At 45.9% G+C, this 15,771-nt stretch carries 10 protein-coding genes and 1 other annotated feature; of the genes, 1 reads left to right on the top strand and 9 read right to left on the bottom strand.

The window, feature by feature from the left end:
- Nucleotides 1-17: 17 nt before the first annotated feature.
- A complete protein-coding gene (locus K7G97_RS11865) occupies nt 18-1,589 on the top strand; it encodes a type II secretion system protein (RefSeq protein ID WP_223040651.1) in 1,572 nt (523 codons plus the stop codon).
- Nucleotides 1,590-1,636: 47 nt separating this feature from the next.
- Here the strand turns inward: K7G97_RS11865 and K7G97_RS11870 are convergent, their stop codons facing one another.
- The 9 genes from K7G97_RS11870 to hemA all read right to left on the bottom strand — a co-directional run bounded on the left by K7G97_RS11870 (nt 1,637) and on the right by hemA (nt 15,579).
- Nucleotides 1,637-2,323 carry an ankyrin repeat domain-containing protein gene (locus tag K7G97_RS11870; RefSeq protein ID WP_223040652.1) on the bottom strand — a complete coding sequence of 229 codons (687 nt, stop codon included), beginning with the start codon at nt 2,321-2,323 and terminating at the stop codon, nt 1,637-1,639.
- Nucleotides 2,324-2,341: 18 nt separating this feature from the next.
- Complete coding sequence (locus tag K7G97_RS11875; RefSeq protein WP_262415747.1) at nt 2,342-5,929, bottom strand: DUF5057 domain-containing protein; 3,588 nt, start codon at nt 5,927-5,929, stop codon at nt 2,342-2,344.
- A gap of 67 nt (nt 5,930-5,996) precedes the next feature.
- Entirely contained in the window at nt 5,997-7,241 is a 1,245-nt protein-coding gene (locus K7G97_RS11880) for a bifunctional folylpolyglutamate synthase/dihydrofolate synthase (protein WP_223040653.1), read from the bottom strand.
- A gap of 54 nt (nt 7,242-7,295) precedes the next feature.
- Nucleotides 7,296-9,932 (bottom strand): valine--tRNA ligase, encoded by a 2,637-nt coding sequence (locus K7G97_RS11885; RefSeq protein WP_396133835.1) that lies wholly within the window; start codon nt 9,930-9,932, stop codon nt 7,296-7,298.
- 49 nt (nt 9,933-9,981) lie between these two features.
- Nucleotides 9,982-10,211: a binding site (T-box leader), on the bottom strand.
- A gap of 54 nt (nt 10,212-10,265) precedes the next feature.
- Nucleotides 10,266-11,576 carry a glutamate-1-semialdehyde 2,1-aminomutase gene (gene hemL / locus K7G97_RS11890; RefSeq protein WP_223040654.1) on the bottom strand — a complete coding sequence of 437 codons (1,311 nt, stop codon included), beginning with the start codon at nt 11,574-11,576 and terminating at the stop codon, nt 10,266-10,268.
- On the bottom strand, nt 11,573-12,562 hold the full coding sequence (gene hemB / locus K7G97_RS11895) for a porphobilinogen synthase (protein ID WP_223040655.1): 990 nt from the start codon (nt 12,560-12,562) through the stop codon (nt 11,573-11,575). The genes hemL and hemB overlap by 4 nt, the downstream gene beginning before the upstream one ends.
- Nucleotides 12,559-13,239, bottom strand: coding sequence for a uroporphyrinogen-III synthase (locus K7G97_RS11900; RefSeq protein WP_223040656.1), 681 nt, complete (start codon nt 13,237-13,239; stop codon nt 12,559-12,561). The genes hemB and K7G97_RS11900 overlap by 4 nt, the downstream gene beginning before the upstream one ends.
- Nucleotides 13,229-14,155: a hydroxymethylbilane synthase gene (gene hemC, locus K7G97_RS11905; RefSeq protein WP_023468972.1), complete on the bottom strand. Its 927-nt coding sequence runs from the start codon at nt 14,153-14,155 to the stop codon at nt 13,229-13,231. The genes K7G97_RS11900 and hemC overlap by 11 nt, the downstream gene beginning before the upstream one ends.
- An 83-nt stretch (nt 14,156-14,238) precedes the next feature.
- Entirely contained in the window at nt 14,239-15,579 is a 1,341-nt protein-coding gene (gene hemA / locus K7G97_RS11910; protein WP_035396598.1) for a glutamyl-tRNA reductase, read from the bottom strand.
- Between the last annotated feature and the right edge of the window lie 192 nt (nt 15,580-15,771).

Here is a 15,771-nt window from a genome sequence, read left to right on the forward strand (position 1 = left end):
TCAGAAAGGAACACGGTATGCGTAAATCCGAACAAGGCTATACATTACTTTTCGTTCTTGTGACTTTAACCGTCCTGTCTGTCCTCGCTGTTGCGACGATTGGCATCAGTTTACAGTCAACTCGCCTAACCGAAATCCGCGAGACGGATATCGATGTCGAGACGACGACACAAAATGATCTTGATTTAGCAGTCGCTGCTTTGCAAAAAATAGTCTCCAAGACAACAGGAGACTCGCCAACAACTTCATCTCAGGAAATTTTCGAGAATCTCAACAGTACCGTCATCTTACCGCTAAAAACGATTGTGCCGAATGTTACGGTCACACCCAACGAAACGGCCTCCAATGCCCGTGTGACAGTACTTGACTTGACAGCAGTCGTCACGAAACAAAAAGGTGATCAACCATCCATCAAAAAAAGTTATCGCCAGCGTGTTTATCTGTCCGCAATTCCTAGTTTTTTATACTATACGTTGGGTTCAGATGATGGAGTTATTTTAAATGGCGCTCCTATGATTAAAGGCAATATCTTCTCTCGTGATGCGCTACAAGCGACCGCGACACCTAGCTTTACATATAATGGTGATAAAGGAACCTACACGAATACAAGAGCGCTTCCTTACATCGCGGGTCAAGTACGTATCTTTCAAGAAAAAAATCAACCGTTATTGAGTTGCGATGATTATCCGATATGTGATAAGACTATTTTTGATCCGCAAGGTGATACAGAACTCGTAGCAACAAAAGAAGCACTTGTTCCATTTGACTTCGACTATGCATTCAATAGTTTCTTAGGGATAGATACTAATACATCGGTAACTAATACTAGTCGAATTTTAGAAGAATTATCTAAAAAAGGACTTTCTACTAAGCAAATTCTTACTCCATTTTTAGATGAATTATCAAATGATACACAAATCCTTTCTGCACCAGCAGGAGAAATCGCCTTAACAGAAGACATCATTCAAGAGACACCTAACCCCTTAATTATTAATGGGGACTTGAAAATCTTCTCACTAGACCCTTCGACTCCAATCAAGATCAAGCGTCCAATAGTTGTTTTAGGAAAATTGACCATTACAGGAAACGTTCAATTTGCTACAACTATTTTCACGACCAAAAATAGCCTTTTGGATAACGCTAATATTCAAAATGACGGTAATAATTCATCAAAGCAAAATACATTAATTCTGCTCAGTAAAGGAGATATCTTAATTAATCGAGTCAACAAATTCTCAAGTCCACAAACAAATGAACCTGATTTAAATGCGTTTCTATATAGTGATTCCGGAGAAAAAAATACCATTTATTCTGTAGGATCAACAATGAATGTTCGAGGTGGTATCTTCACGAGGGGGGAACTAGAAGTCAATGCTTATCGTGGGAAATTAGATTTAGAAGAAAAGGATTTCCCTGCAAACGTGACTGAGCTCGAAAAACTGATGCTCATTAATAAATCATCTGATTTTGAAGATTCTCGTTTGCGTATGGAATATGATGCGACGTTATTGAAAAATCCAACAGCATTACTTCCACTTAATCGAGCAGTCCAATTGTACGTTGAAACACCCAAGCGCGTTCAACCTTAAGAAACATCAAAAAGAGTCATTCGCTGACGACGAATGACTCTTTTTGATTAGAATTTTGTTGCTCGGTATTGCTTGGCGAGCTTTTTCACCTTTTTACTTTCTACCGTTGCACCGCTCTGTTGCAACACCCTATATAAATCTTTTCGGTTTTGTTTGACCGTTTCATAGACCGGTTGCTCTTTTCCGCGATTCGGATTCGCTCCTGCTTGTAACAACAGTTCGATTGCCGCTTCATTTTGATCTAGCGTCGCATAAAAGAGTGGCGTATGACCGAAGTCATCAATTTGGTTGAGTTCCTTTTTAGATGCTTTTTTTACCAGAAGAGCATAAACATCAATCGATCGATTCACACTCGTCGCGACATGAAGGACCGACCGACCTTCTGAATTCAATTGACTGATTTTCGCGCCTTTCGTTAACCATTCAGAGACCGTGCTCAGTGGTGCGAATTGCGCTGCATAAAACCAGTTTGGCTTATTTTCAACAGTTTGTTCATCAAGAAGAAGTTTTGCTTTGTCAAAAGCGAGTGTTTCTTGGAAGCGACGGATGTAACGATTTTTCTCCTTTGTCGATAAAGAGGTATTTTTTAGCGCATCAGCGAGTCGTTCTGGCTTTTCTGAACGTAATCCTTTCTCGAGTGCTGCTTGTTGATTTAATTTTGTGACATACACCGCCCCCCCGATTCCAATGATGATTAAAATCAAGAGGACAGCAACGATTTTTTTTCGTTTCATAGTTCGCGTCTCCACATCTTAATAAACATCTCCATCATATTTAGCTGGATTCGATTCTGAACTGATATTCACCTTAAATGTAGTTGTTAGTGGTGTACTTTGATTGTCTTTCATAACTTCAAGAATAGTTTTATTTTCCTTTAATGCGGTTACTTTGATACGTGCAGCTCCTGGACGAAGTGGTTGTAGCGCCTGTCCTGTTGGATCAACCCTGACATATTCCTTACCTTGGAGCACTTCCAAGCGATAGAATTTTTCCGTCGCCGTCACTGGTAACCAACGAAGCGATGGTAATTTATCATCATCCTTCATTGTCATCATCAAGTCAGCAGCTGTCAGGTTAGTTGGATTTTCACGTACTCGAATAAGAGTTTTTGCAATCGTACTAGGGAAATCGGTTAACTTGAGAATAGCTTCGACCGGTCCACTCGGCGTACCGCTTTTACCAGTAATCGTATATCCAGTCGATGTCTGATTCAATTGAATCGCATTACTCACAGTAGAAACTGTAAATGGCAACGGATAGTTTGGATTGAATATTGCTGTCACATCTTTATTCGATCCGACCCACAGTTCAAGATTGTTTGGCGAGACGGATAGTTCCGGCAACTTGACTTGGATCGTGTACTCTGGCGACTGAGCAAGATAAGTAGAGCTTCCGGCTGTCGCAGGTACGACCGCTTTGACTTTGACTGTTCCTGGTGTCTTTCCTGTCAACTCTAATTTACCATTAGATATTTCGTTTACTACCGTATTTGCAGCAGGGTCAATAATCCAACGAATGGGTAACTCTTGACCTGAATACATTAAAGCTTTAGCTTCAAATGACTGAGTTTCTCCGACAAACAACTCAGTAAACATTTTAGTCACAGATAACTCTTTAAACTCGTCTTCGATAATCAATTCAGATGTAGCAGTTAATGTTTTACCGTTTGCAACTGGAAGTACTAATTTAATTCTTGTCTTTCCAACTTTCTTTGGTCGAACTACTCCTTCGTTGTCTATTGTAGCAATATTCTCATCTTCAATGGACCAATTCATAACTCCATATTTACTTCCAACCGGGTTTATTTCCGGTAGTACTCTATAAGAAGGTGTAGTAATTTTCATTTGGACCGGAGGGATCGAAACACGTGTTGCGAATCCAGGTGTTAACGCATACCCAAGCGAATTAAATGACTGTGAATTATTTGCGATCGTAGTAACTTTTTCTCTTTTTCCATTAGCAATTTCTTTATAGATATTCTTAGCTGAGGTTAGTGAATTATCTTTTTGTTCTAATATATAAGCACCATTAGATTCCTTTGCTTTCACTATGATCGAAAAAGTAATCTTATCTTTTACAGGCTTCCACATGCCTTTATGCAAATCTGGTATTTCTTCTACGTACTCAATCGGATCTAGACTACCACTCACATTTTGACCAGAGATATTTTTATCATTCAATCCACTAATCGATACGATTTCTAAATTATCCGGGAATTTTTCACGGAAAAGAATATCTTCCATGAATACCGTATATTTGTCTGTTTTTTTACCATTATTACCAATTGCTTCATGTTGTTGTAACATGATTGGATTAATCGTGTATGTGATTTCTGCTGTTTCTCCTCTTGGAATCATTGATGGATTGATGGAACGTGTCAGCGCAAATGGCTCCGATGCTGAAGGACTGACGACTTTAACTGTTCTTGTTTCTACTGTCTTCGCTCCACGTTGATCCTCTGCTTCAATCCGAATAGTGACATTAGATTTTCCAAGTAATTTTTGATTAAACGTTTGACTGACCAATGAGTTATTTTGAATTTTATTATTTTCGTACACTTGTACTCCGTCAATAAATATACGTGTTTTTAGTTCACGATCACGCAAATCATAATCGTTGATTTGGTAAGAAATTGTTAAAGGTTCACTTTCTAAATATGAAGTTTGATCAAGAGGTAAGATATTTTTTAATAACGGTTTATGATTCGCTCCGATGAAGGCACGATACATAGTATTCGTAAATAGATTACGCTCCCCTACATCAGGAAAAGAAGAAGTGTGTCCAGCACCTGAATACGTGATATTTCCTTTAGTGTACATGTAGTAGTGGTTTCGAGCGTCACCAACCGTCCTACCACTATCCGTACTTGTTTGAGTTTCTTTAATGTTATACCACGGTATTAAATCTGGTTGTTCTAAATCGAGAGCAAAGTACTGATTATGCGTTTGAGCAATTGAAATCTCCTTGTCTAGAGAAAAAGGATATGCAGTCATTTGTCCTTCATTTTGACGAATCGCCTTTTTAGATGGTTTAGTTGCACCATATCCCATGTTTGTATAGTAGGTTTGACCTGATGCTGCAGCATAATCTGATTCCCAACGTGTTGGCGCAGCTTTTACATTTGATCTAAAGATGGTATCGTGAGTCAACATCAATCCCTGTCCAGTACTCGTGAACGACTTAATCTTATCGAAAGCTAGCACATCAAGGTTAGCAGTACCATACGTATCTTGGAATCCAAAGATCAACATATCATATGAAGAATTTAAATCTTTGGAATTCGCTTCGCTTAAAAATTTAGACGACTCTATAACATCTAATTTGAAGTTATAAAAATCAGCTTTACTCAAATTCTCTCCTGTTAAGTCTTTCAAAAGAGAACCAGTTCCCTTCGTTCCAAGAACTTGAAGTACTTTTGCTTCAGCTAACTGGTCTTTCATTAAAAAACTCCCCGTTTTATAATCCGTCTTACCGTCCTTGGTAATTCGAAGCATCCATTGACGTGGTCCAGTATAACTTGGAACATCAAATGTATAGGTAAGTTTCCCGTTAGAAACAGCCGGTAGTTCGTCTTCTTTTTCTGATTCATCAAACTGATCGTTGCTGTCAAAATCGATATAAAGTGCTACAGTCGCACCTGTTACAGGTTGATCAAGGACATAACTAAATTCAATCGGTCGATTCGGTACAGCAATCGAACTAACTGTCGACAATGTATTACCATCTTGTTTTACCGTCACACTCGAAATCCGAGGACGCATATTGTTTTTTTGCTTCAATGAGTTAATGACATCATTGATATTTTCGTAAGAAGTGGTTGATTGCGTTGAGACGTAGTTTTTCAAAATCTTCGAGAAATTACTTTTATCATGCGTGAAGACGTCTTTATGAAGATACACTGGTAGTCCTTTTCGAACAAATGCATTAAGAATCTCATTACTTTTTAGTTGCGTAATATCATTTTCGATTTTACTTGTGTTGTGAGATTTTTTATCGAAAATAGACAATTCTGTTGAGTATTTATCTTTATCTACACTATTAATAGACGGATCAAAAACGATCGCATCAAATGCTCCATCAAGAGGGAAGCGAGAAGCATTCAGTTCCTTGACCGTCATCATCTTGATTTCGTATTGACTAGTACTCAACTCTTTTAACAGTGACAATGACGTAATGGTCGCTCCAGGATCAATCCGGTTCGTCGTCGACCATTCATCTCGAATCTCTAAAATCTTAAACTTTTCACCCGTTGCCGCTTTGGAATGCGGTTCATGTATATACGTAAAACTTGAAAAAATCAGTAAGATGGCTAAGGCTAGACGGACCCACTGTTTCATCATTTATCGTCTCCTCATCGTGTCATTGGAATATGGGACTATACTCCCCCATTTCATTATAACGAGAGAATCAGAATTTCCCCTTTTTTGTAAAAGAAGAAGCGAAGTAGTGACGCACTTCACTAATGAAATAGAGTGACCCCGTCACGACATATGTTCGCTCTGCCCTTAATTGCTCGAAGAATGCTTCGACCGTCGTTACATTAGCCCCGTCTTGTTTTAACTCATCGAGTGTCCGTGCTCGTGGAAAATCAAATGTCGTCTCATAAATATCAGGTGTAATGCTACGTAACTGCTTTAGCATCGCCGTCCGGTCTTTGTCACGCAAAATCGAACAAAGCAACGTCACGGGCTTTGATTCCTCTTTTAAGCGTTCAACCAGTGACGTGATGCCTTCCGGGTTATGGGCACCATCGAGAATGATTCGTGGTTTGCGCGAGATGATCTCAAACCGTCCCGGATGTTTTGCCTCCCGTAATCCTTTTCGGATTGCCGCTTTCGACCAGCCGAGTCGCCGCGCACAGATGACGGCATTCGCTGCATTATGGACTTGATGATGACCTTCGAGCCCTAAGCGTGTCTCTGGTATTCCATCATATGTCGCCCAGGTCCCCGTCTCTTTTAAGCGGTAACGGATGATGGCTTCCTGACTCCATTTCAACGTCGCATTCCGGTCCCCGCAATACGCCATTAACGGCACCGTCAGCTCTTCCTGCAGTTTTCCGGCGATGACCGGTGTTCCTTGTTTGATGATGCCGAACTTTTGTAAAGCAATCTCTTGGAGCGTATCTCCGAGAATCGCTTGGTGATCGTGCCCGATTGACGTGATGATCGCGGCGACCGGCTTCTTGAAGACGTTCGTCGAATCATACAGTCCACCGAGACCGACTTCATAGATGACGAAATCGGGACGAATCTGATCAAAATAATAGAAGGCAAGTCCTGTTAATGCCTCGAACTCAGTGACCGTACCGAGTATCGGATTGATGCGCCCGATGGCCGCTTGAACAGCGATCGCAGCTGTAACGAGATCGTCTTCTGCAATCGGCACCCCGTTCAACATGATCCGTTCCTCGAACTGAATGATATACGGCGACGTAAACGTTCCGATTCGTAATCCTTCCGCAATTCCCATCTCACGTAAGAACGCAACCGTCGATCCTTTTCCGTTCGTGCCAGCGACATGAATCGTTGGAATCGCGTCCGGGTCAATCTGTAATTCCAGTAACATCGCCTGCATCCGTTCAAGACCCGGTTTGACGCCGAATGCTAGTAAGCTCGATAACCATTCCAATACATCTTCTCGCGTCCTCATGCTGTTCGCTCCTTTAAAAAAAGTGGCTCAAGGAGACTTGAGCCACTGCTGTAATTAGTGTGAGAGTTCGTTGATGCGTGCTTCGACAGCTTGACGTTTTTCCGTATAATCAAGTGCCTTCGCTTTTTCTTCATCAATGACATGTGCTGGTGCTTTGCCGACGAAGCCAGGGTTGTTGAGTTTTTTCTCGACCCGTTCGACTTCTTTCGTATACTTGACGAGTTCCTTGTTCAAGCGCGCGATTTCTTCCTCGATGTTGATCAAGTCCGCGAGTGGGATGAACAATTCTGCTCCCGTTACGATCGCACTCATTGCTTTTTCTGGCGCTGGCATCTGTTCTTCGATCCGGAGTTCAGACGCGTTCGTGAACTTTTGCAAGTACGAGCTATTTGACGACAAGTCGTCTTGAACACGTGCGTCATTCGTCGAGATGAACAGTTGGATCTGTTTCGACATCGGTGCGTTCACTTCCGCGCGGATGTTACGAACCGAACGGATGACGTTCTGAACTGCTTCGAATGCTGGAACAGCTTCCGGGAAGTCGAGTGATGCCTCGCGTGTTGGCCATGCAGCACGTGTGATCGTCTCGCCTTCATGCGGTAAGTGTTGCCAGATCTCTTCCGTGATGAACGGCATGAATGGGTGCATCAGACGCATGATCCGGTCGAGCGTATAGGCAAGAACCGAACGTGTCGTCTGCTTCGCTGCTTCATCTTCCCCGTTGAGTGGTAATTTCGCCATCTCGATGTACCAGTTACAGAAGTCTTCCCAGATGAAGTGATAGAGAATACGTCCCGCTTCACCAAACTCATATTTGTCCGACAGACGCGTCACATCGTCGATCGTCGTCTGTAAGCGTGTCAGAATCCATTTATCTGCGAGTGACTTCTCGCCTGTCAAATCGATCTGATCAAACGTTAGACCATCCATGTTCATCAAGGCAAAACGGCTTGCGTTCCACAATTTGTTCGAGAAGTTCCATGTTGCTTCGATCTTTTCCCAGTAGAAGCGGAGGTCGTTCCCTGGCGTTGATCCTGTCGTTAGGAACCAACGAAGAGAATCGGCACCATACTTCTCGATGACATCCATCGGGTCGATTCCGTTCCCGAGGGATTTCGACATCTTGCGTCCTTCCGAATCACGAATCAATCCGTGGATCAAGACATCTTGGAATGGACGTTGTTCTGTGAATTCGTACGATTGGAAGATCATCCGTGAGACCCAGAAAGCGATGATGTCATAACCCGTAACGAGTGTCGATGTCGGGAAGTATTTTTGATAATCAGCAGCGTCCGTATTCGGCCACCCCATCGTCGAGAACGGCCAAAGCGCTGAAGAGAACCATGTATCGAGGACATCGTTGTCTTGCTCCCAGTTCTCGATATCGGCTGGTGCTTCCTTGCCAACGTAGACTTCGCCTGTTTCTTTATGGTACCAAGCCGGAATCCGGTGTCCCCACCAGAGTTGACGGCTGACACACCAGTCACGGATGTTTTCCATCCAGCGAACGTACGTGTTTTCAAAGCGTTGTGGAACGAAGTTGACCTTGTCTGGCCCTTGTTGCTCCTCGAGTGCTTTTTGCGCGAGTGGCTCCATTTTAACGAACCATTGGAGTGAGAGATACGGCTCAACGATCGCGTCTGAACGCTCCGAGTGACCGACAGAGTGCAAGTGTGGTTCGATTTTGATTAGAACACCTTCTGCTTTTAAATCTTCAACGATTTGTTTCCGGCATTCGAAACGATCCATGCCTTCGTATTTCCCTGCGTTCTCGTTCATCGTTCCATCTTCATTCATGACGAGGACACGTGGTAACTCGTGACGGTTACCGACTTCGAAGTCGTTCGGGTCGTGTGCTGGTGTGATCTTAACGACACCTGTACCGAACTCCATGTCGACATAGTCATCGGCAACGATCGGAATCTCGCGACCGACGATTGGTAACGTGATCGTTTTTCCGACGAGGTGAGCATAACGCTCATCCTTCGGGTTCACGGCGATCGCTGTATCACCGAGCATCGTCTCAGGACGTGTCGTCGCGAGTTCAACGTGACCTGAACCGTCCGTTAGTGGATAGCTGAAGTGATAGAACGCACCTTCGATATCCTTGTAGATGACTTCGATATCCGAGATCGCTGTTTTCGTCGCTGGGTCCCAGTTAACGATGTATTCGCCGCGGTAGATCAAGCCTTTTTCGTAAAGTTTCACGAAGACTTCTTGAACCGCTTCCGACAAGCCTTCGTCGAGCGTGAAGCGTTCACGCGAATAATCGAGTCCAAGACCAAGTTTTGCCCATTGTGCACGGATCGTTGACGCGTACTCTTCTTTCCATGCCCATGATTGCTCGAGGAATTTCTCACGACCCATTTCAAGACGTGATTGTCCTTCTGCCCGCAGTTTTTGTTCGACTTTTGCTTGCGTCGCGATACCGGCATGGTCCATTCCTGGTAGATAAAGAACGTCGAATCCTTGCATCCGTTTCATCCGTGTCAGCATGTCTTGTAACGTCGTGTCCCACGCGTGACCCAGGTGTAATTTACCTGTGACGTTCGGTGGTGGAATGACGATCGTGTACGGCTCTTTCTCTGGATCCTGGTCGGCTTTGAAATAGTCACCTTTCACCCAAAAGTCGTACCATTTTTCTTCCGTTGCCTGCGGATCATACTTCGTTGGCATTGATAATTCCTGCATCCTGATCGCTCCTTTTTGTCCATAATAAAAACGGCTTCTCTCGTCCTATGCTAAGGACGAAAGAAAGCCGTTGCTTTTTTCCGCGGTACCACCTTAGTTCACCCAAAATCGGATGCCCTCTAGCCACGTAACGTGTGGAGGACGGATATCGCTCGTAAGACTCACGATACCAGCTCGTGGGGTGACCTTCCTCCTGTTCGCCCGTCACATCTTTCAGCCAAGGATGTGTTCTCTACACCGGTACGAATACAGGACTACTCTTCCCGTCATCGCTGTTGCCATTTTCTTCTTTACTCATTTTAGCCGAGAGTTCAAGTAATCGTCAAGAACTGCTTAACGACCAAATTCAACTTGGAGTTCCTTGAACGTCAATTCGACGGCTTCGATCGTCCGCTCGATGTCTTCATCCGTATGGGCGATCGACAGGAAGAGACCTTCGAATTGTGACGGTGGTAAGAAGACACCACGCGCCGCCATCTTTTGATAATACGAACGGAACATCTCAAGGTTCGACGTTTTCGCTTTTTCGAAGTTCGTGACACGTTCATCCGTGAAGAAGACACCGAACATCGCGCCTGCACGGTTCGTCGTCAGCGGAATGTTGTATTTCGCTGCAGCGTTCAGGTAGCCTTCCGACAAACGGCTCGCTTTCCGGTCGAACTCTTGATAGTGTTCTGGTTTCAATTGTGTCAATGTCGCTAGACCTGCTGCCATCGCGAGTGGGTTTCCGGATAACGTACCCGCTTGATAGATTGGACCTTGTGGTGCGATCTGCTCCATGATGTCACGACGTCCACCGTAAGCACCGACTGGCATGCCGCCACCGATGACTTTACCGAGACACGTGATGTCCGGTGTGACACCGAAATGTCCTTGGGCACAGTGGAATCCGACACGGAAACCGGTCATGACTTCGTCAAAGATCAATAAGGCGCCGTTTTCCGACGTGATCTCCCGTAGGCCTTCGAGGAAGCCCGGTTCTGGTGGCACGAAGCCCATGTTCCCAGCAGCCGGTTCGACGATGACACCAGCGATATCGTCGCCGTGTTTTTCGAACGCGATCCGGACAGCGTCCAAATCGTTATATGGAACCGTCAGCGTCATGCTCGCGATTTGCGCCGGAACGCCTGGTGAATCTGGTAATCCGAGTGTCGCGACACCTGAACCTGCTTTGATCAAGAGCGAGTCGCCGTGACCATGGTAACAGCCTTCGAACTTGAGGATTTTCGTCCGACCTGTGTAACCACGCGCGAGACGAAGCGCTGCCATCGTCGCTTCTGTTCCTGAGTTGACCATCCGGACGACTTCGACTGACGGCACACGACTGATGACGACTTCCGCCATCGCTGATTCGATTTCCGTTGGTGTCCCGTAGCTCCAGCCACGTGTCGCTTGTTCTTGGATCGCTGACGTGACGATTGGATCGGCATGACCAAGAATCATTGGTCCCCATGACAAGACGTAATCGATATACTCTTTTCCGTCGATGTCATAGAGCTTCGATCCTTTCGCATGATCTGCGAAAATCGGTGTCATCCCGACCGATTTATAAGCACGGACCGGGCTGTTGACACCACCCGGCATGAGCGGGAGTGCCCGCTCGAATGCTTCTTTTGATTTTGAGTTCTGGTTAATTAAGCTCATTTCGACCCCTCCAGGTAACGACAAATGTCTTTTGCGAAATAGGTGATGATTAAATCAGCGCCTGCTCGTTTAAAGCCAAGCATCGTCTCAAGGACGATTCGTTCTTCGTCGATCCAGCCGTTCAAGGCAGCGGCTTTGACCATCGCATACTCACCCGATACGTTATACGCGACGATCGGCAGATCAATTCGCTCGCGCACATCCCGAATGATATCCATGAACGCAAGCGCAGGTTTGACGATCATGAAGTCAGCTCCTTGATCGACGTCCGCTGTTGCTTCGCGGAACGCTTCGCGACGGTTTGCTGGATCCATTTGATAACCTTTCCGGTCGCCTTCTCCCGGTGCCGAGTTCGCTGCATCACGGAACGGACCGTAATAAGCAGACGCATATTTAACACCATAGCTCATGACTGGAATATGGCTGAAGCCGTTCTCGTCTAATCCTTGACGAATGGCTGCGACGAATCCGTCCATCATCGATGATGGCGCGATGACGTCGGCACCTGCTCGGGCTTGTGAGATCGCTGTCTTGACGTGAAGCGGTAATGACGCATCATTATCGACCGTACCGTCGGCGACAATCCCACAGTGACCTGTCGACGTATATTCACATAAGCATGTGTCGGCGATGACCGTTAGCTGCGGAGCAACCTTCTTGACGAGACGTGTCGCTTCTTGAACGATCCCGTGATCGTGAAACGCACCTGATCCTTGCTCGTCTTTCAAGTGGTCGTGCGGGACACCGAATAAAATGACAGATTCGATTCCGAGTGCGACGACTTCTTCAATCTCAGCCGTCAGATGATCGAGTGATAAGTTGAAGACGCCAGGCATCGAACTGACTTCGCGTTTAATGTCTTCGCCTTCAGCGACGAAAATCGGATAAATCAAATCTGATTTATGCAACTGGTTCTCGCGAACGAGTGACCGGAGTGATGCGGTCTGACGTAAACGCCGGTGACGTGCGTATTCTAAAGTATTCATGCTGATTCCTCCTCAATGATACGATCAATCATGCCGTCCACCGTGAATTCACGGGCGACATGGATCGGTTGAAGTCCGGCTGCTTTTGCTGCTTGCTCCGTAATCGTCCCGATGACGATGAACGTCGTCTGCGGGGATAGTGGAGCAATCGCTTCGACAGCGGAAGGACTCTGCAGTCCAATATAGGTGGCTGTTCTGACAAGTGCTTCAGGTAGCCGACGAGTAACGGTTTCATAGGTGATGATATCTTCGATCGTATATCGATTCAGTTTTCGTAACTGATCGACCGGCGCTTGCCGCGATCGGTTCCCTCGCGCAAAAACGATATGATCGCCGTCAGACAAGTGTGGTCCGAGTTCTGCGACGAGTGCGTCTCCTGTAAAGGTCGACGGACAGAAGTCGGCTGTTCGACCGTACTTCGCAAGTGCGTCTGCCGTCTTTCGTCCGACGACCGCGATACGCGTTGCTGCTAATTCAGGCAACGCATCAGCAATCCGGTGGACACCATTCGGACTCGTCACGATAAGCCAATCAATTCCCTTCGGCAATGTAAACGAAACCGATCGCGTTTCAATGACAGGATAGTGCACTGACTCGATCGAAACGGCGCGCAATCGCGCGATCTGCTCGTTCGTCGGTGGTCGGCTGCCCGTGAAGAGTACCTGCTTACAAGTCATCCGGAAGTGTCGCGAGAATCTCGCGACCGCCCGAAGCAAGCAGACGTTCGGCAACATCTTGACCGAGTTGCATCGGGTCAAGACCTGATTCGCGCTCGAGTAGGATTTGCTCTCCATCGACGGATCCAATGAATCCGACAAGTGTCGTTGACATGTCTTCGTTGATCGTTGCGAATCCACCGACCGGAACGTGACAGCTACCTTCGATCGCCGCTAAGAATGCGCGCTCGGCGTAAGCTACTTTTTCCGTCATCTGATCATGGATCAGGTGCAGAAGGTCACGTACTTCTTGGTCATGTTCGCGACATTCAATACCGAGGATTCCTTGACCGACGGCTGGAATCATGTCATCTGTCGAGAGATATTCCGAGACGACGTCTTCAGACCAACCCATCCGTTGTAGACCAGCTGCTGCGAGCAAAATCCCGTCAAACGGACCATTCTTTAATTTATCGAGTCGTGTGTCGATGTTTCCGCGAATCGATTCGATTTTTAAATCAGGGCGGAGTTTTAGCAATTGCGACCCACGACGTAAGCTACTCGTGCCGACAACTGCACCTTCTGGCAAGGAAGCAAGACCTTCGCCTGTTTTCGTGATCAAGGCATCACGCGCATCGACACGCGCTGGTGTTGCACCGATGATGAGACCGTCCGGTAATTCAGAAGGTAGATCCTTCATGCTGTGAACGGCAAAATCGATTTCTTCGTCAATCATCTGTTGCTCGATCTCTTTTACGAATAATCCTTTACCGCCGACTTTCGAGAGCGTCACATCCAAAATGCGGTCCCCTTTTGTGATGATGTTCTTGATTTCGAACTCATACGGCGCGCCGGCTTGTTTCAACTGGTCAATGACCCATTTCGTCTGTGTCATCGCTAGCTTCGAGCTTCGCGATCCAACAATGATTTTTCGCATGCTAAAATCCCCCTGTACAATGATAAAGGGGCGGCACAAGTCCGCCCCATGCATTTTCTATTGTAACACAAATCGTGCTTTGTTCACCGGTTCACAGCTTTTGCGGAAGGTGTCGTCTCTTCTGATGTCATGACGTCATCTTCGAGCCCTTCGAACAAGTCTTCGTTTAATGCAAACGTATCCATGAACTGCGCAATCCGCTCGTCGGCATCTGGCTTCGCTGCCGCATCTTTGATGTAAGACAACGGTTCACGCAACAACTGGTTGATGATCGATTTCATGTGTTTGCCAATGACGGTTTTTTCACGTTTCGACATATCCGGTAACTTCCGTTCCAAGCTTTGCATCGTTTCTTGTTGAATGCGTAACGCCTGGTCTCGTAATTCCGTGATGATCGGTACGACACCAAGTGTCGTCATCCAACCTTCGAACTCAGCGATTGCTGCTTCAATCCGTTGTTCGATCTTCGCTGCTTCCTTCATCCGTTCCGCCATGTTTTGTTGGACGATCGATGTCAAATCATCGACATCGTACAAATGAACACCTGGCAAGTCACCGACGGTCGGTTCAATATCGCGTGGTACGGCGATGTCGATCAAGAGGAATGGACGATCGTGACGGAACAGCTGTGCTGCCGCGATGTCTTCCCGTTTGATGATGGCCCGTTTGGCACCCGTTGAAGAGATGACGATGTCTGCCCGAAGCAAACCGCACTGCATCTCGTTAATCGAATGTGCCGATCCTTCGAACCGATTCGCGACCTCTTCTGCTTTAGCTAACGTCCGGTTAAAGACCGTGATATCGCGTGCCCCTGCTTCATATAGGTTAAGCGTCGTCAATTCGCCAGTTTCTCCCGCACCGATGACGACGATTGATTTATCTTCAAGCGATCCGAGTAACTGTTCGGCAAGCGTGACAGCAGCAGCACTGACAGAAACGGCATTTTCACCGATTCCAGTTTCTGCGTGAGCCCGTTTGGCGAGCGTGACCGCTTCTTTGAAGAGTTTATTGAAGACCGTTCCTGTCGTTTCAAGCTTCTGCGCCATGAAGAAGCTTGTCTTGACTTGACCAAGAATCTGCGTTTCACCGACGATCATCGAATCAAGTCCACTCGTCACGCGGAACAGATGCTTCATCGCATCGAATCCTTCATGGATGAAGAGATACGGCTCAAGTTCCTCCATCGTCAATCCGAACCAGTTTGCAAGGAAACGTTTCGTATAATACCGTCCTGTATGTGGCTGATCCGTCACGACGTACAGTTCCGTCCGGTTACATGTCGAGACGATGACACTTTCAAAAATACTTTTTTCATCGCGCAATGCGACGACCGCTCCCTTCATCTCATGCTCCCCAAATGAGACTTGTTCGCGTATTGATACAGGCGCTGTTTTGTTATTCAAGCCGACCACTACGATATGCATGCGCTCTACCCCTTACGTCCAAAGATTTCGTTCCGATCTATCTTTTCGTTCTCTATCCTACATTATAACCATTATAAAAAAGATTCCAATCAATTTATAAACTAAAATGAGTCGAAGTTGTGAAATCTTCTTCATTTTTTCTCTTCTTCTACCTTATCCCTCTCTCATGAAAATCACAAACCCTCTGCTCCT

The organism is Exiguobacterium acetylicum (genome assembly GCF_019890935.1).
GTDB classification, from domain to species: Bacteria; Bacillota; Bacilli; order Exiguobacteriales; family Exiguobacteriaceae; genus Exiguobacterium_A; species Exiguobacterium_A abrahamii.